Below are 24093 nucleotides of genomic sequence, written 5' to 3' on the forward strand. Positions count from 1 at the left end.
ACAGGACAACAATGATATGAGCGACCTTGATCAAGAAGCCCAAGCGCCTGAGCGCGCGCTCGAAGAGGGCAAGGTCTTTGACTACATCACCGGCAAACCGGTGAAGGACAGCGACAAAGAGCAAGTCCGCCAGCGCATTGCCCGCGCTATCATCCATGAGTACGGCATCGCCGCCGAAGACATGGAGCCCGACTTCAAAGTCAAGGTGCTGGGCAAGAACCGCAAGCTCGACATCGCCATCTTCAAGCCAGGCCAAGCGCACACGCTGGACAACCTCTACCGCGCTGTGGTCGTGGAGAAAGAGCCCAAGCTCGGCACCAAAGGTGCTTATCGCATGCGTGATCCGGAAGAGGCGCGCAAAGAGTTTGATGTGCTGGAAACCGTTATGGCCCAAGTCGAAAGTTGCGAATACGGCTTGTGGACCAACGGCTTGGAGTTCTTCTTCTTCAAGAAAGAAGTCACTCGCTTCGACACCAAGTTCAAGCCCATCGGCGACTGGCCGCTGGGTGACGACACTTTCAGTGTCGAAGGGCGCTCCATGGGGCGCCTGCGCCGTGCCGATCCGGTCATGCTGCGCACCGCGTTCCGCCGCTGCCACAACTACATCCACGGCAACGAAGGTATGCCCAAGGATGCGGCCTTCTGGCAGTTCTTGTACCTCATCTTCTGCAAGATGTACGACGAGCAGCAGCCCAACGATGCGCGTCGCTTCTGGGTGGGGCCATTCGAGCCGTTTGAAGCTGCTGGCCGAGAGCAAATCCGCCTGCGCATCAAGCCGCTTTTTGAGGCGGTGAAGAAAAAGTACGGCGGTCTGTTCAAGGGCAACGAAGAGATCACCCTGTCCGACCGCGCTCTGGCCTTCATCGTCTCCGAGCTGGCCCGCTACGACTTTGGCCGCACCGACGTGGACGCCAAGGGCACGGCCTACCAAGAAATCGTCGGTACCAACCTGCGCGGAGATCGCGGCCAGTACTTCACCCCACGCGGTGCCATCAGCCTCGTGGTCAAGATGCTGGCACCCAAGGAGCATGAGCGCGTGCTCGATTCGTCCTGCGGTACGGGCGGATTCCTGGTCGAGACCTTAAACTACCTGAACAAGGTCTTCCACGACGAGAAGCACGTCAAGTCGGGCGACGAGAACACGGAAGAGTTCATCTCTATCCGAGACCGACTGGCTCACTTCGCGGCCAACAACCTGTTCGGTGCCGACTTCGACCCTTTCCTGGTTCGCGCTGCACAGATGAACGTGATGATGGCTGGCAATTCGCTCGGCCATCTCTATCACATGAATTCGCTGGAATTCCCGGCAGGCCACCTGCCAGGTGTGCCGGCCGCGAAGGCAGCCATCCCGCTAGGGACGATTGATGTGCTGATGACCAACCCGCCGTTTGGCTCGGACATTCCGGTCACCGAAAAGACCATCCTGGAGCAGTACGAGCTGGCCCGCCGCTGGGAGAGGCAAGGCGATGGCTTCATGATGACTAACGCTATCAAGCCTGCTGTGTCGCCCGAGGTGCTGTTCATCGAACGATGCGTCAAGTGGCTCAAGCCGGGTGGCCGTGCTGGCATCGTCTTGCCGGACGGCATCCTGGGCAACCCAGGCGATGAGTACATCCGCTACTGGATTCTTCGCCACTGCTGGGTGCTGGCCAGCATCGACCTGCCCGTGGAGTGTTTCATCGTGGAGGCCAACGTCAACATTTTGACCAGCTTGCTTTTCCTAAAGCGAAAGCCCGAGGAGGTGATCAAGGCTGAAGACCTGGGCCAAAAGAAGGACTACCCCGTCTTCATGGCCGTCGCCGAGAAGGTGGGCTTCGACCGCCGTGGCAACACGCTTTACAAGCGCCACCCTGACGGTGAAGAAATTCTGGTGGATGTCAGCCATGAAGAGAAGGTCCGCATCGGCGGCGGCCTGCAAGTGCGCACCCTGCACCGCAAGGAGCGCATCCTCGACGACGACCTGCCCGAGATCGCCAAGGCGTATGCCGAGTTCCGCGCCCAACATCCGGAGCCCAGCAAATGATCACGCGACTTGAAGCCACACGTTATCGCTGCTTCGAACGCCTGGGCGTCGATGTCGGCGACTTTCGTGTTCTCGTTGGGGCCAACGGCTCCGGCAAGACCACGCTCCTCGATTTGCCAGGCCTACTCGGCGACCTCCTGGACGCCAAATATGTGGTCGATGCGTTCGTACCGCGTCATCGCAAGTCATCGGAGGGCAAAGCTCGCGCGAGCAGCCTGAGGGAACTCGTGTTTGCTGATCGAGGAGATGACTTTTCTTTCGCCATCGAGGCGAAATTGCCGGAAGAAGTCCAGTCAAAACTCGTCGAAGGCATGTTTCAACGACTAAGTAAGGCTCAACGGCAAAAAACTCAGTCCGCGCTGGAGATTGACAAGAAGCGCTGGCCTTCACATATTCGGTACGAACTCGGACTCCGAGTCTCTGAAGACCGAGACCTACACGTCGTTCAAGAGTACCTATTCGTCTTCCCTGAGGCTTACAAACCGAATCGCGCGGAGCCTGGATACCAGGGTGTCCGAGTAAGCGAGCGGAAACGCAAGGGCTGGCGAATGATCCTGCAGCGCGAATTTGGACAAACGGCTGAATTTACGCCAGAGGTTCCGCCTCCAGGAGCAAGAACCCGCTCCACAAAGGTCGGAATTGGCAACACCTTGCTCGCTATGCCCCGAATGCTCTTTGAGTCGGAGCATGAGTACCCCGCTTCACGTTGGCTGCATAGTCTACTGACCACAGACACTGTGTTTCTCAATCCAGATTGGGAGGAAATGCGGTTTGCCTGCCCGCCAGGCCAGCCAAAAACGATCACATCGGACGGTCGAAATGCGCCATGGCTAGCGCTGGACTTGAAGCGTGAAGGCGCTCCAGAAGGCGCAGGCATCGACTACCGCAGCGAGCGCTATGCAGACTGGATTGCCCATGTGCAAACCGCGCTGCCGCAAGTCACTGACATCGAAGTACGTGAGCGTGAGGACGACCACCACGCCTACTTCGTGGTCAGCTACAAGGGCGACTTCAAAGTGCCGTCTCCAGGTTTGTCGGATGGCACTCTGCGCATCCTCACGCTGACGCTGCTGCCTTACCTCAGCAAGCAGCCCGCCATCTTGGTGACCGAGGAGCCAGAGAACGGCATCCATCCGCGCGCTATCGAGGCAGTCTTGCAGTCGCTCTCGTCCATGTACGACAGCCAGGTGTGGGTGTCATCGCATTCGCCGGTGGTCTTGGCTCGCGCCAAGCTGGACCAGTTGCTGTGTGCACGACTGGCCAGCGAAGGCGGCGTGGAGATGGTCGCCGGGACGGACCATCCCCGTCTTCAAGAGTGGCGAGGTGGTATCGATCTTGGCAGCCTTTTTGCGGCGGGGGTGCTGGGATGATGAACAAGCGCTCCTGCGTCATCTTGGTGGCCGACAGCAATATGGCAGCTACCTTCCGTGGATACTTCAAGCGCGAGCGTTGGCACCTAAGCCTCGCTTGCGCACCCTTCGAGATCGACACTGATGTCGGTGCCGACTTGCTGGTGGACGAAGGCGGCAACGACCCCGGCGTCTACACCAAGGGCCACGAATTGTTGCGCCCTTACCAGAACAGCCACCATCACGCCCTCGTGGTGCTGGACTGCGAATGGGAAGGCTCACCGGGCAAAGACGCGATCGTCTCCCACATAACGGCCAATCTGGTGGCAAGTGGTTGGACCGAGGACGCGGTCAAGGTGATCGCCATCGAGCCAGAGTTGGAAAACTGGCTGTGGCAAGACAAGCCGCAAGTGGCAGACGTGCTTCGCTACAAAGGCGACAAGTCCCTGCGCCAGCATTTGGCGGAGAGCGGATGGTGGCCTGCTGACGCCGCCAAACCGCCGCGACCGAAGGAGGCCGCCGAATGGGTGCTCAAGCAGACGCGGCAACCTCGCTCTTCTGCGATTTACCAGAAGCTGGCTGAGCACATCTCGATCAAGGGTTGCACCGATGCAGCTTTTTCCGAGATGCACGCGGCGTTTCTCGCGTGGTTCCCGCGGGAGGTTGAGGCATGACCTTCGCAAGTTTCAAGAATGCACGCGTCGTTCGATCCGGCTGGCTCAATAAGGGTGGTCGGCGCTTAGACTGCAACCCTTACATGTCAGGCGCATTGGAGGCGAGAGATGCGCTCACGCAGTTGAAGGTACGCAAAGACCCGCTGCGCACCCTCACGACTGGTTATGCCGGAGGCATCTACAACGGGCCCGTCTTTGCAAGAGTTTGGGTGAATGACCCCGCACAAGGGGTTCCATTTTTGAGCAACAGCGACATGCTCAACGCGGACCTTTCGACTGTGCCGCTCCTTCAGTGGCGCTACGCGCAGTCGAATAAATTGGCCCATCTAAGGCTTAGTGCTGGCACCACGCTAATTACCTGCTCTGGGACCATCGGGCGGATGACGTACGTGCGTCCTGATATGGATGGAATGTGGTCATCGCAGCACATTATGAAGGTTGTTCCTAATCCGGAGTCCGTCCCGCCTGGTTATCTGTACGCGTTCTTGACTAGTCGCTACGGCGTACCTTTGGTGGTTTCCGGTACTTACGGCGCAATCATCCAGCACATCGAACCAGAACACATAGCGAATCTGCCGGTTCCACGGTTCGGGCCTGAGTTTGAGGGTGAAATTCATCAGTTGATTGAAAAATCCTCCCGATTACGCAGCATGGCAAATATGCAGCTCGCAACTTCACTGAAGCAATTGGAGGATGCGGCTGGATTTTCATCCGACGATTTGCCCCAGGTGACAGAGTTTTCTCACACCAGCGTGAAGTGCTCTGACCTGAATGACCGTCTGGATGCACCGTATCACTCTGCAGCTGCACTCTGGGCCGAGGAAATTCTGGATCGCAGTCCGCTCGGAGTCGAGAAGCTGTCTTCAGTTGTTAAAAGGTATTTCAAACCACCTATTTTCAAACGTTTATGGGTGGAGAGCGAGGAGTACGGACGCTTATTTGTGAGTGGTAACGACATTTATCGATACCATGCAGAGGAGCCTAGGTATGTAAGCAGGCGAACTCCTAAGTTTGATGAATTTATCCTTGAGCGAGGAACCGTGGTGTTCCAGGCAGCAGGTCAGATTTACGGTCTTTTCGGGCGGCCTTTGTATGTTAACGGCTGGCTTGAAGGTGTCTTTTGTGCTGACGATGTCTTTAGAGTTTCTCCGTTCACTGAAATTGACGGCGCCTTTCTGTACTTGTTTTTGAGAACAAGGGTTGGCGAGGCGCTGATCAAGCGACAGGCATGTGGAAATAGTATTCCCAGAGTGTGGGAGCCACACATTTCGAGGCTCAGAGTCTTATGGCCAGATCCGTCAGTGAGAGAGTCATTCGCGAAGCCTGTTATTGAAGCTCACGAAATGATCGAGCAAGCACGACAAGCAGAATTGAAAGCCATAAGACTGCTAGAACGCAAGATCAAAAGGGAGTCGTAATGGCCAAAGTGATCCCAGTAGGCCAGCCGGTGAACGATGCAGAGCGCGGCGCCGTCGCTTACCTGCGGGATCGCTTGCCAGATAGTTTCGTTCTGCTTCACAACTTCGAGATTGAGCGGCAGGGCGAGCGCTTCGAGATCGACATCGCGTTGCTGACCCCGCACGCCCTGTTCCTGATCGACGTGAAGGGCACGCGCGGCACCATCGATGTGTACGGCAACAAGTGGTACCCCGAGGGGCGCGCGCCGTATCCGTCGCCGCTGGGCAAGCTGCGCGGTCATGCGCGCACGGTGAAGGGCTTGGTAACTCAGGCCAATCCCGGTCGGAATGAGCTGGACGGTATCTATGTCGATGCCGCCATTCTGCTCACCGCGCCCGATGCTCACCTGAATGACCGCGAGCAGCTGGACGCAGACCGGGTGGTGGAGTTGAAGGACGCAGAGCGCTACTTCAAAGATGCCACGCGCATCCCACCGCGCTTCTCCAAGAACATCCTGCAGCAACAGGGATTGATCCTGCATGCCTTGAAGGTGGTGAAGCCAGCATCCGCCGTGCAGCGCTTTGGGCACTGGCAGGTGAAAGAAAAGCTCGGGGCGGCGGAGGCCTACACCGAGTTTCGTGCCGAGAACGCGTTCGCGGGTGGCACGGCCCGCCTGCGGGTGTACCAGGCTGACCCCTACCAACCCGAAGATGTGCGCAAGGCGCAGGTCAACCGCATTGCCAATGCTTACCGGGCGCTGTCCAAGCTGCCGCTGCATCCCAACATCGTCGCGGCGCGGGATTTCTTCCCGACCGATGACGACAAGTCTTTTATCCTGATCCTGGACGATGCACCAGGCCAGGCGCTGACCGTGCACATGGCTCGACCCCAGTTGGCGTTGACGCTGGACCAGAAGTGGCGCGTGGCCAAAGACTTGTTGGCGGCCTTGGCTCATGCCCACCATCACGGTGTGGTGCATCGCAATCTAACACCTGGCGCGATCTTGATTGGCCAGGACGGCACCACACGCATCACCGATTTCGATTTCGCCAAGCCCGGTGTGGACCGCAGCCTGACGATCGCGACGGACATTGTTGATCTGGTGGAGAAAGCCTATGTGGCGCCCGAAGCTTTCCGGGAGCCGGGTGCCGCATCCAGCGCATCAGACATCTTCTCGGCAGGGGTCATCCTGTACGAACTCTTCACCGGCGAGCGCCCCTTCGCGGGCGAGCCCACCACGGTGTGGGACCGGGTCGGCGAGTTCCTCAACAAGCCCTCGGCACTGCGGCCGGAGCTGAACGAGGCTTTTGATGCTTGGCTGCAGAGCCTGTGTGCTTTTGATGAGCACCAGCGGCTGACCGCATCCGCCGCGCTGGCCGCTTTGAATGCTTTGCTGCAACCCGTTGCGCAAGTGGCCAGTCAGGCGGCTGAAGCACCAAAGCCTGAGGTCTTCGAAGTCGATGATGCCCAGACCGACTACCTGAACTTGACGGCAGGCCATCGCCTGACCCACAAGTTCATCGTGGAGAAGAAGCTCGGGCGCGGCAGCTTCGGTGTGGTCTACAAGGTGATCGACACCTTGGGCGACGTGGCCCGTACGGTGAAGCTCATCGTCAGTGACCGGCACTCGACCTTGGAGCGCTTGAAGAAGGAGTACCGCCACCTGGTGCACATCCCCGAGCACCCCCATGTGGTGCGTGTGCTAGATGCCGATGTGATTCCAGGCCGCGACATCCCCTTCCTAGTGTTTGAGTACGTGGAAGGAGCCGATGTCGGCGACATGATCCACGATCGCCTGCTGTCCCCCGAGGATGCGCTGGAGCTGGGCAAGCAGGTGATTGAGGGGCTGGTGCATCTGCATGCGCAGGGCTTCCATCACTGCGACATCAAGCCACGCAACCTCTTGTGGACGCAGAAGGGCGCCAAGATCATCGACTTCAACGTGTCGGTGCGGGCCGACGACAAGGAGTCGCGCGGCGGGGGCTCGCGGCGCTATTTGCCGCCGGACTTTGACCCTGAGGTCATCCCGCACAACGGCGAGCGCGCAGACCGCGATCTGTATGCGCTGGGCCTGACTTTGTACGAGGCATTGACCGCCCGCTACCCATGGGACACGACGGAGCCGCCCATCAACAAGCCTGCGCCGGACCCGCGTGAACTGTCGGGCTTTGCCGACTTGGCGCCAGAGTTGGTGAATGTGGTGCTCAAGGCCATTGCGCCGCGCAGGGCAGAGCGCTTCCACACAGCCGTGGATTTCCGCGACGCGCTGGCAGAAGTTCGCCATGCACGTCGTGTGCAAGCAGTCAGCCTGGCGGCCATGGTGACGGCTGTGAATAGCGGGCAGCCCGCCCTGGCTGAATCGGCACCCAATACCAATGCTTTCGTATCACACCTGCTGACGCTCTACAGCCAAAGCCGGCGCAGCAATGCGGGTACGCGGGGTATGGATGCGCTTGGGTTCTCAGCCTATGTGGACACCGCGCTGGACCGTGCCTTGTTGCCTGCGGTGCTGCAGGGGGAGTTCCGGCTTGTACTGATCTCTGGTAACGCTGGTGATGGCAAGACCGCCTTCTTGCAACGGCTGGAGAAAGAGGTTGAAGCGCGCGGCGGGGCCGTCAATCGTGGTTTGGCAAACGGCAGCGAACTGAGCTTGGACGGCAAGCGCTACCTGATCAACTACGACGGCAGCCAAGACGAGGGCAACAAGGACAACAACCAGGTGTTGCTGGACTTCCTGGCCCCGTTCAAGGGCAACGATGCAGCGTCCTGGAGGCCCCAAGAGACGCGACTGATTGCGATCAACGAGGGCCGCTTGGTGGACTTCCTCGCTGCGCATGAGCGAGATTTCCCGGCGCTCACGGCCCTGGTTCGGCGTGCGTTTGCCACTGGAGAAGCGGAGTATGGCGTGGCGGTGGTGAATCTGAATCTGCGCAGCGTGGTGGCCGATGACGCCAGCACTGCTGAGAGCGGCTCGATTCTGGAGCGCACGCTGCGAAGCATCGTCCGCCCCGATAACTGGGCTGCTTGTGAGCAGTGTGACTTGAAAGACAGTTGCTACGCCTTGCACAACGCGCGCAGCTTCCAGGATGAGATTGCCGGGCCGCGCTTGTTGGAACGCCTCAAGACGCTCTACACGATGGCGCACTTGCGCGGGCGTTTGCACATCACGATGCGCGACCTGCGTTCAGCGCTGTCGTTCATGCTGATTGGCAATCGCGACTGTGGCGAGATTCATGCGCTCTACGCCTCAGGCAAGCACGATGACGTGGCGCGCAGCTTCTACTTCAGCAGCTGGATGGGAGGCGGGCAAGCCACCTCGGACCGGCTGCTGACGCTGCTGAGCGATCTGGATGTTGGCAAGCAGGAGGACCCCCGCTTCGACCGAGGCCTGGACTTTATTCAGCCGGATGACCGCGCCCTGTTCCGCTTCGAGCGCCGAGGGCAGTTTGACTTCGAGGTGTTGAAACGCCTGTTCGGCGATCTGCCGCGTGGCGTGTCTAACTCGTCAGTCCGCCACCGAGCGCGGAAGCATCGCGAGTATGTGGCCATGGCCCGCCGCAAGCACTTCTTTGAGCGGCGTGACGCGAGTTGGGAAAAGATGCTGCCCTATCGTTCCGCCAAACGCATGGTGGAGATCGTTCGAGGCGAAATGCGCATCAACGAACTCACGAGCGAAATCCTGCATGCCATCAACCGAGGCGAGGGACTGGAGCGCCCGGAACGCCTTGGAGCCAGCCTGGCCTTGCAGTTGCGGCAGGTCGAACACGGTACGGTTCGGAGCTACCGGCTCTTCCCCGTGGAGGGCTTCGGGCTGCAGGTACAAGACTTTGCGGCCAAGGCGCGCTTCGTTGAACACCTGCCGACCGGTCTGCTGCTGAAGTACCAAGGCCAAGGCGCAGGTGCCATCAGCAGCGAGCTGATCATCAACCTCGACGTGTTCGAGATGCTGGTGCGGCTGAATGAAGGCTATCGGCCAAGCGTTGAAGAGATGCAGGGTTTCTACCTCTGCCTTGGCGTATTCAAGAACAGTCTCAACGCTCAGCCTTACCGCGAAATCCTGCTGACCACTACGGGGCACGACTTCTACCGTTTAGCCCGCCATGACGATGGTCGGGTGGAGATGCGTTTGCTGCACGGCCCGGTGAAGGGCGCTCGCCAAGAAGAAGCCGCAGAGAGCGGCGCCAGGGGGAACTGATGGCATTGCAAAAGAAGGATAGGGAATTCCGACTCCCGAAAATCAGTTATCTCGACTTCAAGACCATCGAGATGGATCGGGTGCTCACCGGCTTGTTCGAGCGGCTGGAGCATGGGGGCTATCCGAGCGTTTTCCGCGACAAGCGCGAGCTGACCGTGGACAAGTTCGTTGACGACATCCTCGATGCCAGCGACAAGTTCTTGGGCTTCACTCAGCACCGAGACATGGTGGAGCGTTGGGTGGAAACCCACCTGATGGACATTGTGAACCGCGGCAAGAAAAACGCAGCCGTAGCAGGTCCGCGACCACTGCATGGCTATACCTATCGTTTTCGCAATCCGAAGCACTCGCGTGACTACGGGGCTGCACAACATCTTTATCAGATGCTGCACCACGCACGCCACCTTGCCGGCCACAAGGCTATCGAGCATCTCAAGGGCTTCTTTTTTGACGGGTTTGACAAGCTCACAAGAGAGCTGAACGACAAGGCGCTGACAGACATTGAGACAGCGACGCTGCTGCACTTTCTGTCGCAGAGGAAGGACACGGCGGACACGCGCGCGGGCGGAGATCGGTTTGCGCCTGTATGCATCGGCTCAGCCGATCTGATGGCCGAGGACATTCAGCGACTGCTGTTCTACAAGCCCTTCATGCCGCGCTCGGTGATGGTGGAGTACCTGAAGGTGCTGTTGTCGTTCCACTTGGCGCTATACCACCTTCGCCTGCTGAAGCTGTTGCCTGCCTGGCAGAAGCTGGAGGGGGCCAACTCGCTGTGCGCTGAATCGGCATGCCCCATGAAGCCCCGCGAGCAACGCGAGCCTCAGGGTGACTGCCCTTACAAGCTCGGCTTGTTCGTTGATCTGTCGGGTAGCTCAGAGTCCTCTACCGCAGCGCTGGCAGAGCGCAGCGCAGATGGCTACTACCGGCGCATTCCTAGCTTTGTGCGAGCGTACTTCGTCGCCAAGAAGCTAGACGAATTTTCTGAGCACCTCGTTCGGAGAGGGAAACTGATCCGGCCCTTGAATTCCGTGTTCTCGGTCGGCGAACTCTACGGTTTGCAAGGGGAACCATTCGCGGAAGAGCGAGACAAGTTCTTTGGTGAGCGGCTGGCCGGACTGCTGGAATCCTTGTCTGAGGGGGATGCGGGCCTTGATGCAGAGGTCGAGGCCATCACAAAGATGGGGCTCTCTGACTTCGAGACCTACATCGAGATTTTGGTGGCTCTGCGTGGTGCCTTCCATCGGAAGTACATCATCGAGTCTTTGGACGCGACGATGTTGAAGAACAAGTCAGGTGCGCTGCTTGCGCAGACCCGTGCGCGAAACGCACCTCGAAGATTTGCGCTGGAAAGTCGCCTGCTGGAGGTGTTGCTGCAGATCGCGGTGTTGCGACCCGGTGGGGACCAAAGCTACTTCACCGGCGAGATGCGAATCGACGACTTGCTGTCGTTCTTGCGTGAACGCTATGGGCTCTACATAGATCAGCTTCCGCCCGGTGAGGGGTTCAGTGCTCCGACCATTGACGAACGGAAGGCGCTACGCAGCAATGTCCAGGCATTCACCGGACGCCTCCGTGAGATTGGCTTCTATCGAGATTTGTCTGATGCCTACGTGACCCAGACCGTGGTGCCGCGCTACACGATTGCAGAACGAAACGAAGGAGCGCGCGCATGAGTCAGGGACTGCGTGAACTCACCAATCAAGAACTGAACGCCGCGCTGGAATCGGTTCTGCTTCCAAAGCTATCCCAGCTGCTTGCTGCTCGCGAGCTTGGGCATTGCATGCGGGTCACAGACTTGGATCGTGAGCTGATGATTCGCTTGGCTGGCGGCCTGCGGGCTGCCGTGCCGGCAGCGAACGTCGTGTTACTGGCGGACGAAGGCTTGCGAGCGATGGCACCGGACATGGCTGTCAGCAGCACCAAGCTGGTTGAGCTGCGGAATCCGCTACCCAACGATGAGCTTCGGCCTCCGTTGCTGGTCTTCGTGCCGAATGACCTGCGTGCTTCAGCGGAAGATTCTTTTGGCGTCGCGACGTTCGAAGAGGTCTCGATCGATGGTGCGTATGCGGAGCTGAATGGGCAGTTGCTGGCTCAGGTTCCTGCCAACTTGCGGATGGCCGTAGAGGCCTGCTTGAGCGAGTTGCGGCGGCGTGACGGCCGTTGGAGGTATGCCGATGACGCTGCTGTGGCTCGTTACCTGCTCACCTGCCAGATCAATGAGTTTGATCCGGACGCGATGGGCGCAGCGCTGTTTGAACTTGCTCTGGTGCCGGACTTTGAGTTGTTCCAGCAGGCCGAGCGCGCGCCTGCACGGGTGGCGCGCAACCGTGAGTGCGTTGAACGCGTGACCTGGTCGACAAAGACGGAGCGCGTTCGCGCGCTTGAGTTGGGCTTGCTGGACCATGTGTTCTGCAAGCAGCTTGGCGAGTTCTTCTCCCGCATCGGCGTCTCCAATCCCAAGGAGTGGACGCAAGCCATCGTTCGTGACCGTGTGAATTGGCCGCTTGCGTTCAACAAATGGTTGTTCGAGGACGGTGGAGTCAACCCCGACGCCATCTACATCGGCGATGTCGCATTGCCTGACTTGCCCGTGGTGAAGGATGACAACGAAGACCCCCGGTTGGCTGAGTTGATCGGCCACAAGGTGCTTCCCATCTCAAAAACCGGTCTCAAGAAGTTCAGTGTCTCTTTCCGTGTTGACCCGGTGCCGTCCAAGGTCGAAGGGTTGTCGCGGTTTGTGGCAGATGTTGTGTCGCGTGACAACGGTCCGACAGGCCTGCGTAGGCGAAAAGCCGCCTGGACCAAAGGAACCGACTCCGGCGCGATTGCTTTTTCGTCGATTGGCAAGATCGACTGGGAGGAAGGCTGGCACTACGTGCGGGTGTATGCAGAGACCGAGGACGGTGATCGCATCCCTCTCGCGGACGGAGAAGGCAATCCCATCCGGTTCAACGCTGATGGAGCGGAGACGCACGCCAGTCCCAACGAAAGTGACCTCTTTTACGTGGTCACTGACGACGAGGTGGAGGTAGAACCACCACAGCGTGCGGTCCCGCGTGAGGCAAGCTTGATGCATGCGTTGCTGCGTGCACGTTTTGCGGCGGTGACTCAGGATCGTGATCCTGGAGCCGTTACTGTGACCGGCTGCGGCTGGGTGGAGCGCAGTAGCAAGGCCATAGCCAGCGGCGAAACCTTGGAAATTCGCCTGGGCAAGGAGGGTAAGGCGAACGTCTTGGTGTCCAGCCTTCTGGCCAACCTGGAGCGCGCGTTTCTTGAAGACCCAGAAGGGCTTAACCGCTTGAGACTTTCGATCAGCGCTTCGAGTGTTGCCACCCGATCTACGACGTCATTCAAGTGGCCAGTCTCGGACGAGGTCACTCGATTCCGAGAGGCTCGGCAGTCGTTCTTCGCCGCGGTGCTCAAGGGAGACCAACGGCTGATCATGCAGGCCAGCGACCTTCTCTCCCTTCAGGAGCCGGCTCAGAACTACGCGTCCGCCTACTTGGCTTGGATCGACACAGCACTTGCACGTGCCAGCTCCACAGAGACGGCCGTTGCGCGGCAAGCGATGGATGAGCTTCGCTACGCGCTCACCATTGATTCAGTGGCCCTCGTGCTGGAAGACTACCAAGGCAGGCGACGAGATGCTGTGCTGTTGGGGCCAACGCATCCGTTGCGTGCCAACTGGCATGTTGCATGGAGCCATCTCGGCCAGGCCTGGATGGAGCAGAGCCGGGCTAGCAACAAAGAGTTTGTGATCCCGACACGTGACGCAGTGATAAAGCAGCTTGCGCCAGCAGCATTTCCGCCGGTTGTTCCCTTCGGTGAGGAGCTGGGGCGGACAGCGCTGGCTGTGGACAACATCAACCCGTTCTGGTCCTTGTACGCGGCGACCGATGAAAAGGACCCCCGTGGCCTGATTGGGGAGGTTTGCGCTGCCTTGGGCTTGCCAGAGCCAGCCATAGGCGGGGCAACGATCGATAGTGCTTATCTTGCCGCGCGCGTGCAGCGTTATCTGGTCCAGCACCCGTATGTGGAGACGCTGACGATCAACGCATTCAACGCCGGGCGCGCAGGCGCAATGGCTGAGGTGCTGCTAGCACTCCAGCGACATTCTGACTTCGCAGATCTACGTTACGACATTCGGCTCTTCGTGCTTGACCCTGCAGCACCGTCGACTGGGGAAGCGTTGCTGGAACTCTTGTCGCCAGACTCGGGAACGAGCGCCAAGGAGGCAGACGCTTTTTCGACGCCGACCAACAGTCATTTGCACCCCAAGCTGCGGCTGGCCATTCGTGCAATCAAGGAGTTCCGTGAGGATCCGGATTTGCATGCGGCGCACCTGTCCTTCTTGTTTGACTTGTTCCCTGCTGAGGAAATTCGAGCAGTTGATGTTCAGCACCGTGACGACTCTTCATTCGTCCATGGTCTGGTTCAGCCCTTCGAAGTGGACTATTTGGAAGATGAGCAGTCCATCACTTGGCTGCGTCGTCCGCTTCATGGCGCCGCGCAGCCCCTGGAAGGGGCAGAGGCGTTATCCGACCTCATGGGTGGCGTTTCCCATGCTGTCTCGGTCGCAGTGGCGACAATTGCTCGTAGTCAATACCTGCCGAATGCGCGCCCTGTTGTTGCGCTGAGCCTGTCCGCAGATGAGCGTGCCATGCTCCATCAGGTTCATGAGGTTAGTGATTGGGTGCTTACGATTGATCGCAACTTGGGGATCGAGTTCTTCGACCATCGTCGGCATGCCACACGGCCAGACTATCTTATCGATCATTCGCCCGACATGGCGAGCGCGATGAGCCATCGATTGGCGATTACATCGCGGTCCGTTGCTGAGCTTGAGTCGTTGCTGATTCCCATCTTGGGGGAGTATGGACTGCCCAATACGGGCCGACATGCCTTGGTGATGCTGGATCAGCTTCGATCGTTGTCCGGGCGGTTGGCATTGAAGCTACTGTCCTCTTCCTCCCAGCGGGCCGAGGCGATGGGGTTGGCGCTCTCGCGTTTGTTCCTCGAACACCAAGGCGTTTTCCAGAACCAGGTCGTCGTGCCGTTGGACGCGCACTTGGAGTTGTACAAGGCGTTGAAGCAAAGCGCTGAGGAAATGGGCGATGAAGTCAGCTTCCGTCGGACTGACCTTGCCCTGTTCGACCTCGACCCAGCAAGCCGTCTAGTGACATGTCGGCTGGTCGAAGTGAAGTGCTACAGCCAAGTAGGTGATGTGTCTGCCTACGCGCAGTTGAAGGCGTGCATCGCTGATCAGATCGCTCAGTCCGAGCACGTCTTGGCCTATCACTTCGACCCCAGGATGGGAGACGTAGATCGGCCTGACCGCCCCATGAAGAATCGCGATCTCGCTGCACTGCTGGGCTTTTACCTAGACCGCTCCGAACGCTATGGCGTGGTCTTGCCAGAAGCCGCCGAAGAGGCTCACTATTTCCTGCGACGCCTTGATGAGCGGCCTTACACCCTGCAGTTCACACGAAGTGCCGTGGTGTTTGACTTCAACAAGCCAGGTACTGAGCCCGTCGAGCATGAAAACGGCATCGAGTTCTATCGGATCGGTAGTGACTTGATCCGGCAGTTGGTGGAGTCGGCAGTGACTGACACCGAAACGGTGGCTAGCGTCCAGTACGTGCGCTCTGCCGACACAGCGCGAGAGGTCACGCAGGAACTGCTTCGTCGCAGGGAGTTGGCGCCAGCCGTTCCTACCTTTGAAACGGCTGCCTTCCTCAGCCCGCAACGGGATCGAACACTCGCGTGGGACGACAGTCCGAGGACCAGATACACGCAACAAGAGGTGGTTTCCAGCTTGCCCGTGCGGGAGCCGGAACCTGCTGCCGTGGTGCAGATGGCTCCTCAGCCAGCTGTCATCGTGCAGGCTGCAAGCAGCGATACGCCGCCACCGCCAGCCGGCGTGTCAGGGGCGGATTGGATCACGGGACAAGCGCTCGGATTGGTTCTTGTTACGGAGGAAAAAGTTCCCCAGAGTGCGCCCGTTACACGGGCGCAGACTCAAGACGGCGAGGCTACCGATAGCCGCGTGGCTTACGACATCATGCTCGGTGCCACGGGAGCAACACCGCAGTACGGCTTGATCGGTGAAGTGTCTGGGCGCAAGGTGGCCCTCGATCTCAATCAGACCCACACCATCAGCCTGTTCGGCGTTCAAGGTGGCGGCAAGAGCTACACCTTGGGCAGCGTGGCAGAGATGGCTTCGCTGCAGATCCCTGGTATCAACTGCCTGCCCGAGCCGCTGTCCACGGTGATCTTCCACTACAGCCCGACGATGGACTACAAGCCCGAGTTCACGTCGATGGTGGGGGCGAACTCTGTGGAAGATCAGGTTCGTGCCCTGCGGGAGGTGTATGGCGCGGAGCCGAAGGCGCTCGCGGATGTTTTGCTCCTCGTGCCAGCAGACAAGATCGAAGAGCGTCAGGCCGAGTACCCCGGCATTGAAGTAAGGCCTTTGCAGTTCTCGGCTTCAGAGCTGAAGGCTTCGCACTGGAAATTTTTGATGGGCGCCGTAGGCAATCAAGCCACGTACATCCGTCAGATCATGCGCATCATGAAGGCGATGCGCGATGACATCACCCTTGAGGGCTTGCGTGCAGGAATCGATGCATCGTCGGTTCCCGATCACCTCAAAGAGCTGGCTCGGATGCGCCTCGACTTGGCCGCTGAGTACATCAACGACGGAACATCGCTCACTGACGTGGTGAAACCAGGCCGCCTGATCATCGTGGACTTGCGAGACGAGTTCATCGAGAAGGACGAAGCACTAGGCCTGTTCGTCGTACTTCTGCAGCTGTTCGCTGATGCACGGATCGATGGGCGCAGTTTCAACAAACTGGTCGTGTTCGATGAAGCCCACAAATACATCGAGAGTCCCGACCTGGTTGCTGGCCTCATTGAAGTGGTCCGAGAGATGCGCCACAAGGGTGTCAGCATCATGGTTGCAAGCCAAGACCCGCCATCTGTGCCTGTCAGCCTGATCGAGCTGTCCAGCCAGATCATCATTCACAAGTTCAACTCGCCTGCTTGGTTGAAGCACATCCAGAAGGCTAACGCCGCACTCGGCAACCTGACGCCAGAGCGCATGGCCCTGCTGAAAGCCGGAGAGGCCTACGTGTGGTCAAGCAAGGCGACTGATGAGTCGTTTTCCAAGGGAGCCGTCAAGCTTCGGTGTAGACCCAGGGTTACGCAGCACGGTGGAGCAACTCGGGTTGCCGTGAAGGACTGAACTACGTGCTGTTTGACGCACCCGGGATCTTCTTCCTCGCGCTGCTCGGCTGCTTAGAGCCAAGCGTCGCGCCGCCGAGTGGCGCAGCGCAGTCTATGCTGCCGCCATTTTCCCACTGGCTGTTTGGCCGGCCTTGCGTTTGTCCCCCAAACAGTAGCTTTAGCCGCTGATCTGCACGATGTGGCATCGTGCAGCAGCCGGTCGAGCATTGCTGCGGTGAGCGTCCTGGTCGTCAGCGAGGGCGTTGTGCCACCGCTTGAACGGCAGGTTGCTGGTGAGCACCATCAAGCCACGCTCGTAGCGCTTGGCCGAGACGTTGAAGAACAGGTTCCGATTTCCGCTGATCAATGATCGCTGGAGCGCAATCCATCTACATCCAGGATCAGCGCCATGCGGCCGTCGCCGATCAAGGTGGCGCCGGCGTAGCCGGGCAGGCCGCGCAGGGCGCGGGGGAGGGGTTTGATCACCACTTCTTCGCGGCCGCGAACCTGATCCACCACCAGGCCGAAGCGAGTTTCGCCGGCCTGCAGCAGCACCACGGTCAGCAGCGGCGGTTGATCGGCGGGTACGCCCAGCCAGCGGCGCAGGTCGATCAGCGGCAACGTGTGCGAGCGTCGGTCCAGCACGGCGCGGCCGTCGAACCAGCCCAGCGAGGTCTGCGGTGCGTGCAGCACTTCGACCACACGTGCCAGCGGCAGTGCATACACCGCTTCGCCGGCCTGCACCAATAGCGTGGGCAGGATGGCCAGGGTCAGTGGCACGCGAATCATGAAGCGGCTGCCGCGGCCCAGTTCGGACTGGATCTGGATCTGCCCGCTCAACTCGCGGATACGCGACTGCACCACGTCCATGCCGACGCCGCGGCCAGAGATATCGGTGACTTCGGCCTTGGTGGAAAAGCCCGGCATGAAGATCAGATGCAGACACTCGTCGGTGCTCAGACGCGCAGCGGCTTCGGCATCGATCAGGCCCTTGTTGCGGGCAATTTCGCGCAGACGTTCCGGGTCGATGCCGGCGCCGTCGTCCTGGATTTCGATGCTGACGTAGTCGCCTTCCTGCTGCGCAGACAGGCGCACATGGCCACTGCGTGGTTTGCCGGTGGCTTCGCGCAATGCAGGCGATTCGATGCCGTGGTCGATCGCGTTGCGCACCAGATGCACCAGCGGGTCGGCCAGGGCTTCGACCAGATTACGATCGAGCTCGGTTTCGGCGCCGACCAGTTCCAGTTCCACTTCCTTGGACAGGGTGCGCGCAACGTCGCGGGCCACCTTGGGGAAGCGCGAGAACACCTTGCTCACCGGCTGCATGCGGGTGCGCATGACCGCGGTCTGTAGGCGGGCGGTGGCGATGTCCAGCACGCTGACCGCGCGGTCGAGTTCTTCATCGCGCAGACGGGTGCGCAAGGTCTTCAACCGGTTACGCGAGAGCACCAGTTCGCCGATCAGATTGACGATGGCGTCCAGGCGCTTGGTATCCACGCGCACGGTCTGTTCGGCTTCGGCGCCACCCTTGGCGCCAGCTTTCGGTGCGGCCTTGGCGCCCGGCGCCGGCGCGGCATGGCCGTCGTCGTGCGCAGGCGCCGCAGCTGCGGCCTTGGGCGCGGCCTTGACCGCCGGCGGTCCGCTCTTGGCATCGAACTGTGCGATCAGCGACGGCGGTGCATGTGGCACGGGTTCGCCCGAGCCCATTGCATCCAGCATGGCCTGCAGATAATCCAGCGACTGCTGCGCGGCATCGAAGTGATGCGCCTGCAGCACCGCCTGGCCCGAGCGCGCCATGCCGAGGGTTTCTTCGGCGGCGTGGCACAGCTCCACCATCGGCTTGATCGCCAGAAAGCCGGCGCCGCCCTTGAGCGTGTGGAAGCCGCGGAACACCGCGTTGAGCTGGTCGGCTTCGTCTGGCGCCTGTTCCAGCGACACCAGCTGTTCGCCGAGGCGATCCAGGATTTCCTGGGCCTCGACGATGAAATCGGCAGCAATATCGTCTGGAACAGCACTCATGGTTACAACCCCAATCCGGACAGCAAATCGTCGGCGTCGTCTTGCGACACCGCGTGACGGTCCAGGCCCTTGACCGCAGGACCGGCAAGACCGCCGTCGTCTTTCTTCGGTTCGGTGCTCTTGGGCGGCAGGCCCAGCGCGCCGAAGCCTTCATGCACGCGGCGCACGATCCCGGCCACGCGGCGAATGATCTGCCCGCTGAGGTCCTGGTAGCTCTGCGCCAGCGACAGCTCGGTGAGGTTGTGGCGCATCTGGTCCATCAGCGCGCCCTGGTCCTGATTCAGGCCGCCGTCGCGCAGCTTGTTGGCCAGCTCGCGGCATTCTTCGACCAGATCCAGGGTGCGATGGCTGGCCTTTTCGGTCATTTCCACCACGTGGTCCAGGCGCGAGCAGGCATCGTCCAGTTCGCCGGCTTCTTCGGGCACGGTGGGCAGCTCGCCCAGCGCCTGCCCAAGTTCGCGCGCGAGCCGGCTCAGGCCCTGCATCATCGGACGCGTGCGCAGGGCGGCGAGGTGATCGACCTCGCGCTTCCACGCAGCTTCGTCACCGCTTTCCAGTGCATCAAGCGCACCTTGCAGACGCTCGATCAACGCAGCGCGTTCGGCATTGGTCTCCACGGTGGCGTTCATCAGGCGGTCGCCGCCAGACGTTCGAACACCTTGCCCAGCTTTTCTTCCAGCGTCTGCGCGGTGAACGGCTTGATGATGTAGCCGTTGACGCCGCACTGCGCCGCTTCGATGATCTGCTCGCGCTTGGCTTCGGCGGTCACCATCATCACCGGCAGGTGCTTGAGCTTGGCGTCGGCGCGGATGTTGCGTAGCAGGTCGATGCCGGTCATGCCGGGCATGTTCCAGTCCGTCACCACGAAATCGAACGGGCCCGCGCGCAATGCAGCCAGCGCGCTGTTGCCGTCTTCGGCCTCTGCGGTATTGGTGAAGCCGAGATCTGCCAACAGATTCTTGACGATACGTCGCATCGTCGAGAAGTCGTCCACGATCAGGATCCGCATGTTCTTATTCACATCAAGCTCCTAACACGAAAAAATACGCGAAAAAATTAGTCGTCAATTTCGACACCGGCATCGGCCAGTTCGAAGACTTTGAGGCGGCCGCGCAAACGCACTACGGCCTGGCCATGGATCTGGCAGACGCGCGACTCGCTGACACCGAGCACAGCGCCGATTTCCTTCAGGTTCAATTCCTGTTCGTAGTACAGCGACAGCACCAGCTGCTCGCGCTCGGGCAACTGGCCGATGGCCTTGCCCAGTTCGCGGCCGAATTCGCCACGCTCCATCATCTGCTGCGGGTTGGGGCCACCCTTGGCGGTGGTGTCCAGCTCGCCGTGATCTTCGATGCGCGATTCCAGGCTCAGCACCTGGCCGCGTGCAGCGTCTTCCATCAGGCGCAGGTAATCGGGCAACGGCATTTCCATCGCGGCGGCCACTTCGGTGGCGGCGGCGGCGCGGCCGGTGTTCTGCTCGATCTTGCGCACTGCGGCGGCGGCGTCGCGGGCACGGCGGTGTACCGAACGCGGCACCCAGTCGCCACGGCGAATTTCGTCGATCATCGAGCCGCGGATGCGGATCGACGCATAGGTTTCGAACGAGGCGCCCTGGTCGGAGTCGTAACTGCGCGAGGCTTCGATCAGGCCGATCATGCCGGCCTGGATCAAATCGTCCACTTCCACGCTGGCCGGCAGACGCGCCGCCAGATGGTGGGCGATGCGGCGGACCAGATCGGCGTGCTGGGTCACCACGTCGTTGGCGTTATTGCGCTGCACGGCGCGGTACTGCGCGGTGGCCGTGGTTGCGGTAGCAGTGCTCATGCGGCCACTCCCCGTTGGATGATGCGTTCGACAAAGAACTCGACGTTGCCGCGCGGCACAGTGGGAGCCTGCCAGCGCGAGGTACGGCGTGCGATTTCGGCAATGGCCTGCGCCGACGGGCTGGCGGGATACGCCTTGATGACGGGTTGCTGACGCTGCACCGACAGGCGCAACCAGTCGTCCTGCGGCACGTGGCCGAGATAGTTCAGCGACACATCGCCGAGGAACTTTTCGCAGACGCGCGAGAGCTTGTCGTACAGCAGGCGGCCTTCGTTGGGGTCGCGCACCATGTTGGCGATGATCTGCAGGCGGTCCACGCCGCGTTCGCGCGAGAGCACCTTGATCAGCGCGTAGGCGTCGGTGATCGAGGCCGGCTCGTCGCAGACCACCACCACGGTGTCCTGGGCGGCCTGGCAGAAGGTCAGCACGCTGTCGGTGATGCCGGCGGCGGTGTCGATGACCATCACGTCCAGGTCGCGTTCCAGTTCGGAGAACACATTGACCAGGCCGATGTGCTGTGCCGGAGCCAGTTCCGCCATGTGGCGGCGACCGGAGGCGGCCGGCACCACCAACACGCCGCCGGGACCTTCGATTATCACTTCATCGAGCGTGCAGCGGCCGGCGATCAGGTCGGCCAGGGTGAACTTGGGCGAGAGTCCCAAGACCACATCCAGGTTGGCCAGGCCAAGGTCGGCGTCCAGCAGCAGCGTGCGTTTGCCCATGTCGGCAAGCGCCACGGCCAGGTTGGCGGAGATGTTGGTTTTGCCCACGCCGCCCTTGCCACCGGTCACGGCAATCGTGCGCACCGGGCCCAAAGGCTCGGGACGGGTCGCCGTCAGGGGGAAGGCGTTGGTCAGCTTTGCGTATTCACGCGACTGCATGGTTGTGCTCCGGAGTACAGGGCTTATCGGCAGCGCGCCGTAAATCTTCAAGACGAAGAACGAGACTGGCGGCATTGGCGCGGTGCAGGTCGTCGGGGACCCGCTGTCCGTCAGTCACCCAGGTGATGGGCAGTTGGTGGTCGACCACCACCGACAAGGCGCTGCCGAAGCGGCCGGTCTCGTCGAGTTTGGTCAGCACCACGCCTTGGGGTTTGGCGTGGGCGAAGCGGCGCACGACCTCGTCGAGGTCGGCAAAATGGGAGTTGGCGGGCAGCACCAGCAGCGAGGTGACCTGCTGGGCGGCGCGCAGCCAGTTCAGCTGGGCAGCCAGGGCGCGGTCGCGCTGGCCCATGCCGGCGGTGTCGATCAGCACCAGCTTGTAGTCGCGCAGGCGATCCAGCAGCGCGAGCAGGCTTTCGGCGCTATCGGCTTCGTGCACGGCGATGCCGAGCTGGCGGCCGTAGCTGTGCAGCTGTTCGCGGCCACCGACGCGCAAGGTGTCGGTGGTGACCAGGGCCACGTCGCGCGGGGCGTGCTGGGCGGCAAAGCGCTGCGCCAGCTTGGCGATGGTGGTGGTCTTGCCGGCACCGGTCGGGCCGACCAGGGCGATCACGCCGCCGCGTTCCAGCGGGTCGATCGGAGCCACCGGCAGACGCTTGGACAGCAGGCCCAGCATCAGCCCGCGGCCGCGGTGCAATTCGGTATCGGCCGGGATCTGCATGGCGACATCGCGGGTCAGGCCGGCATCGAAGCCGTAGTCGTCCATCAGCTCCAGCGCCTGCGCACGCACCGGGGAGCCACGCAGGCGCTCGTCGGTGAGGCGGTTCATTTCGCGCTCGATCATCTGGCGCATCAGCGCTAGTTCGCCACGCAGCTGCTTGAGTTCTTCGTCGTTCTGCGGGAGCGGCGCGGCGGCCACCGGCACCGCGGCCAGCGCGGCGGGGGCGACGACGATCGGCGGCAACGCGGCTGGCGGCAGGATTTGCGGCAGCGCGTCGTCCAGGTCGAAGTCGGCTTCGTCGTCGAATGCATCGTCGTCCTGCCCATGCGCGGCGTAAGCCGGGGCGGCGAGGGCTGCGGCAACGACCGGAGTCGGCGCCTGCACCGGAGCGGCCTGCACGGCGGGGCGCTGCACCGGGGCGGTAGTCAAAAAGTCGGCGAACAGTTGTTCCGGCACGGCCGACAGCGCGTGTTCCTGGCGCTGCACCACCGGGGCGGCGACGTCCTGCACGGCCGGCATCGGCACCGCACTGCGGATCGGGGCGGCCACCGGGGCCTGACGCGGCACGCTGACCGGCTGACGCAGGGCCATCGCAGCAATCATTTCTTCGGCGGCGCTGGCAACGCGCTGGCGGTGGCTCATGCCGGTCTCGGCGGCCGGCTTGAGCGGGGCATGCACCGGAGCGGCGGGGCGGGCAGCGGCCTGCACCGGAGCCTGTTGCACGGGCGCCTGCTGCTGCGGAGCGGTATGGGTGATCGGCGCATCGGAGCGTGCGGTTTCCAGCGCACGCTGCACGAGTTCTTCGTCGTAGTTGCTGGCAGCGACGATCTCGATGCCTTCAGCGGTACGACGGTTGGACAGGATCACTGCATCCGGGCCGTGCTCTTCACGCACCATGCGGAATGCGGTGCGCATGTCCGGGGCGACAAAGCGTTTGATCTTCATGCCACGTGCCTCCAGGAACGGGACCCGCCGGACGCCGGACGGGTGCGCGATGAATGTGGGTGTGTTGCCAGCGTCATGAGTTGCCTGTCCCGTTCGGTTGTTCCAAGTCCTGCCATCCGCCCCGCAGCGGTGGTGCTGTCTGCGGTCTCGCCAGAGCTAATGCACGCGGCGTGCCAAAACGGCGGTGCTGGGTTTTTGGCGAGTGGGTGCGGGGGACGCGCGGAGGAGGCTGGGTACTGATGCCGAGCCGGGCTTGCTGCGCTAAGTGAATGTTCTGATTCGATTTTTCGACGGCATTGGGTGCCGGTGCGACGGCGTCCCTGTGCTGGGCGGCAGCGCAGATCGCGTATCTTGGAGCGCATTGAACGCCCGCGGGAGCCGCGACAGCGTCGCGCTCGTCATGCTTGCCAGAGTCGGTGGCATGCAATCGATTGGGGGTTTTGCCGAGTGGCGGATTTCCGGCGCCTGGCGTTGGCGGTTGGTGGCCGCCCTGCAGCGATTGCTGGAGGACGCGATAGAGGCCGTCGGGCTGTACCGGAGCGCTGCTGCAGTCGTAGGAGCGCACCTGGGCGCGATGGGGTTGTCCCGGTAACGCTGTCGCGCCCGGGTGCGCTCCTACGGAAAGGGGGCCACGATGTTGCTTAGTGGTAGGTCGTCGTCCGGGACATCGCGCGTTGCCGCGGTTGAGCATGCAGAGCGGGGTCAACTGCGCCTGGTCAGGGGCACGCTGCATCGTAGGAGCGCACCTGGGCGCGATGGGGCTGTCCCGGTAAAGCCCTCGCGCACGGGTGCGCTCCTACACAAGCGGTGTCGGCGACGTTGTCCAGTCCGAGCTGT

Annotated in this window: 14 protein-coding genes; 7 read left to right on the plus strand and 7 right to left on the minus strand. The window is 61.3% G+C overall.

All coding sequences use genetic code 11. From position 1 onward, the window contains the following. Nucleotides 1-16 precede the first annotated feature (16 nt). Genes mads2 through mads8 form a run of 7 tightly spaced genes read left to right on the plus strand, consistent with a single transcriptional unit; the run spans nt 17 to nt 16885 of the window. Nucleotides 17-2023 (plus strand): methylation-associated defense system DNA methyltransferase MAD2, encoded by a 2007-nt coding sequence (gene mads2 / locus ABQU90_RS16760; RefSeq protein WP_323523010.1) that lies wholly within the window; start codon nt 17-19, stop codon nt 2021-2023. Next, the gene (gene mads3 / locus ABQU90_RS16765; RefSeq protein ID WP_323523009.1) at nt 2020-3393 is read left to right on the plus strand and encodes a methylation-associated defense system AAA family ATPase MAD3; all 1374 of its coding nucleotides are present in this window, start codon (nt 2020-2022) and stop codon (nt 3391-3393) included. Before mads2 ends, mads3 begins: the two co-directional genes overlap by 4 nt. Continuing rightward, nucleotides 3393-4046, plus strand: coding sequence for a methylation-associated defense system protein MAD4 (gene mads4 / locus ABQU90_RS16770; RefSeq protein ID WP_323523008.1), 654 nt, complete (start codon nt 3393-3395; stop codon nt 4044-4046). Before mads3 ends, mads4 begins: the two co-directional genes overlap by 1 nt. Further along, complete coding sequence (gene mads5 / locus ABQU90_RS16775) at nt 4043-5464, plus strand: methylation-associated defense system restriction endonuclease subunit S MAD5 (RefSeq protein WP_323523007.1); 1422 nt, start codon at nt 4043-4045, stop codon at nt 5462-5464. Before mads4 ends, mads5 begins: the two co-directional genes overlap by 4 nt. Next, nucleotides 5464-9639, plus strand: a complete 4176-nt coding sequence (gene mads6, locus ABQU90_RS16780) for a methylation-associated defense system protein kinase MAD6 (protein WP_323523006.1) — start codon at nt 5464-5466, stop codon at nt 9637-9639. Before mads5 ends, mads6 begins: the two co-directional genes overlap by 1 nt. Further along, nucleotides 9639-11312 carry a methylation-associated defense system protein MAD7 gene (mads7, locus tag ABQU90_RS16785; protein ID WP_323523005.1) on the plus strand — a complete coding sequence of 558 codons (1674 nt, stop codon included), beginning with the start codon at nt 9639-9641 and terminating at the stop codon, nt 11310-11312. Before mads6 ends, mads7 begins: the two co-directional genes overlap by 1 nt. Beyond that, nucleotides 11309-16885, plus strand: coding sequence for a methylation-associated defense system ATP-binding protein MAD8 (mads8, locus tag ABQU90_RS16790; RefSeq protein WP_323523004.1), 5577 nt, complete (start codon nt 11309-11311; stop codon nt 16883-16885). The genes mads7 and mads8 overlap by 4 nt, the downstream gene beginning before the upstream one ends. A 159-nt stretch (nt 16886-17044) precedes the next feature. On the opposite strand, the gene ABQU90_RS16795 is transcribed toward mads8, so the two are convergent. From ABQU90_RS16795 to flhF, 7 genes are read right to left on the minus strand one after another with little or no spacing between them, the layout of a single operon-like run. Next, nucleotides 17045-17233, minus strand: a complete 189-nt coding sequence (locus ABQU90_RS16795; protein WP_407078782.1) for an ATP-binding protein — start codon at nt 17231-17233, stop codon at nt 17045-17047. Beyond that, entirely contained in the window at nt 17230-18885 is a 1656-nt protein-coding gene (locus ABQU90_RS16800; protein WP_311240497.1) for a chemotaxis protein CheA, read from the minus strand. Before ABQU90_RS16800 ends, ABQU90_RS16795 begins: the two co-directional genes overlap by 4 nt. Nucleotides 18886-18887: 2 nt before the next feature. Continuing rightward, nucleotides 18888-19514, minus strand: coding sequence for a protein phosphatase CheZ (locus ABQU90_RS16805; protein WP_055854552.1), 627 nt, complete (start codon nt 19512-19514; stop codon nt 18888-18890). Next, nucleotides 19514-19906: a chemotaxis response regulator CheY gene (cheY, locus tag ABQU90_RS16810; protein ID WP_014507662.1), complete on the minus strand. Its 393-nt coding sequence runs from the start codon at nt 19904-19906 to the stop codon at nt 19514-19516. The genes ABQU90_RS16805 and cheY overlap by 1 nt, the downstream gene beginning before the upstream one ends. 35 nt (nt 19907-19941) lie before the next feature. Further along, nucleotides 19942-20709: an RNA polymerase sigma factor FliA gene (locus ABQU90_RS16815; RefSeq protein WP_011037072.1), complete on the minus strand. Its 768-nt coding sequence runs from the start codon at nt 20707-20709 to the stop codon at nt 19942-19944. Next, nucleotides 20706-21590, minus strand: coding sequence for a MinD/ParA family protein (locus tag ABQU90_RS16820; RefSeq protein WP_055854547.1), 885 nt, complete (start codon nt 21588-21590; stop codon nt 20706-20708). Before ABQU90_RS16820 ends, ABQU90_RS16815 begins: the two co-directional genes overlap by 4 nt. Continuing rightward, nucleotides 21577-23256, minus strand: a complete 1680-nt coding sequence (gene flhF, locus ABQU90_RS16825; RefSeq protein WP_323523003.1) for a flagellar biosynthesis GTPase FlhF — start codon at nt 23254-23256, stop codon at nt 21577-21579. The genes ABQU90_RS16820 and flhF overlap by 14 nt, the downstream gene beginning before the upstream one ends. Nucleotides 23257-24093 lie beyond the last annotated feature (837 nt).

Source organism: Xanthomonas sp. WHRI 10207 (assembly GCF_040202975.1).
Classification (GTDB): domain Bacteria; phylum Pseudomonadota; class Gammaproteobacteria; order Xanthomonadales; family Xanthomonadaceae; genus Xanthomonas.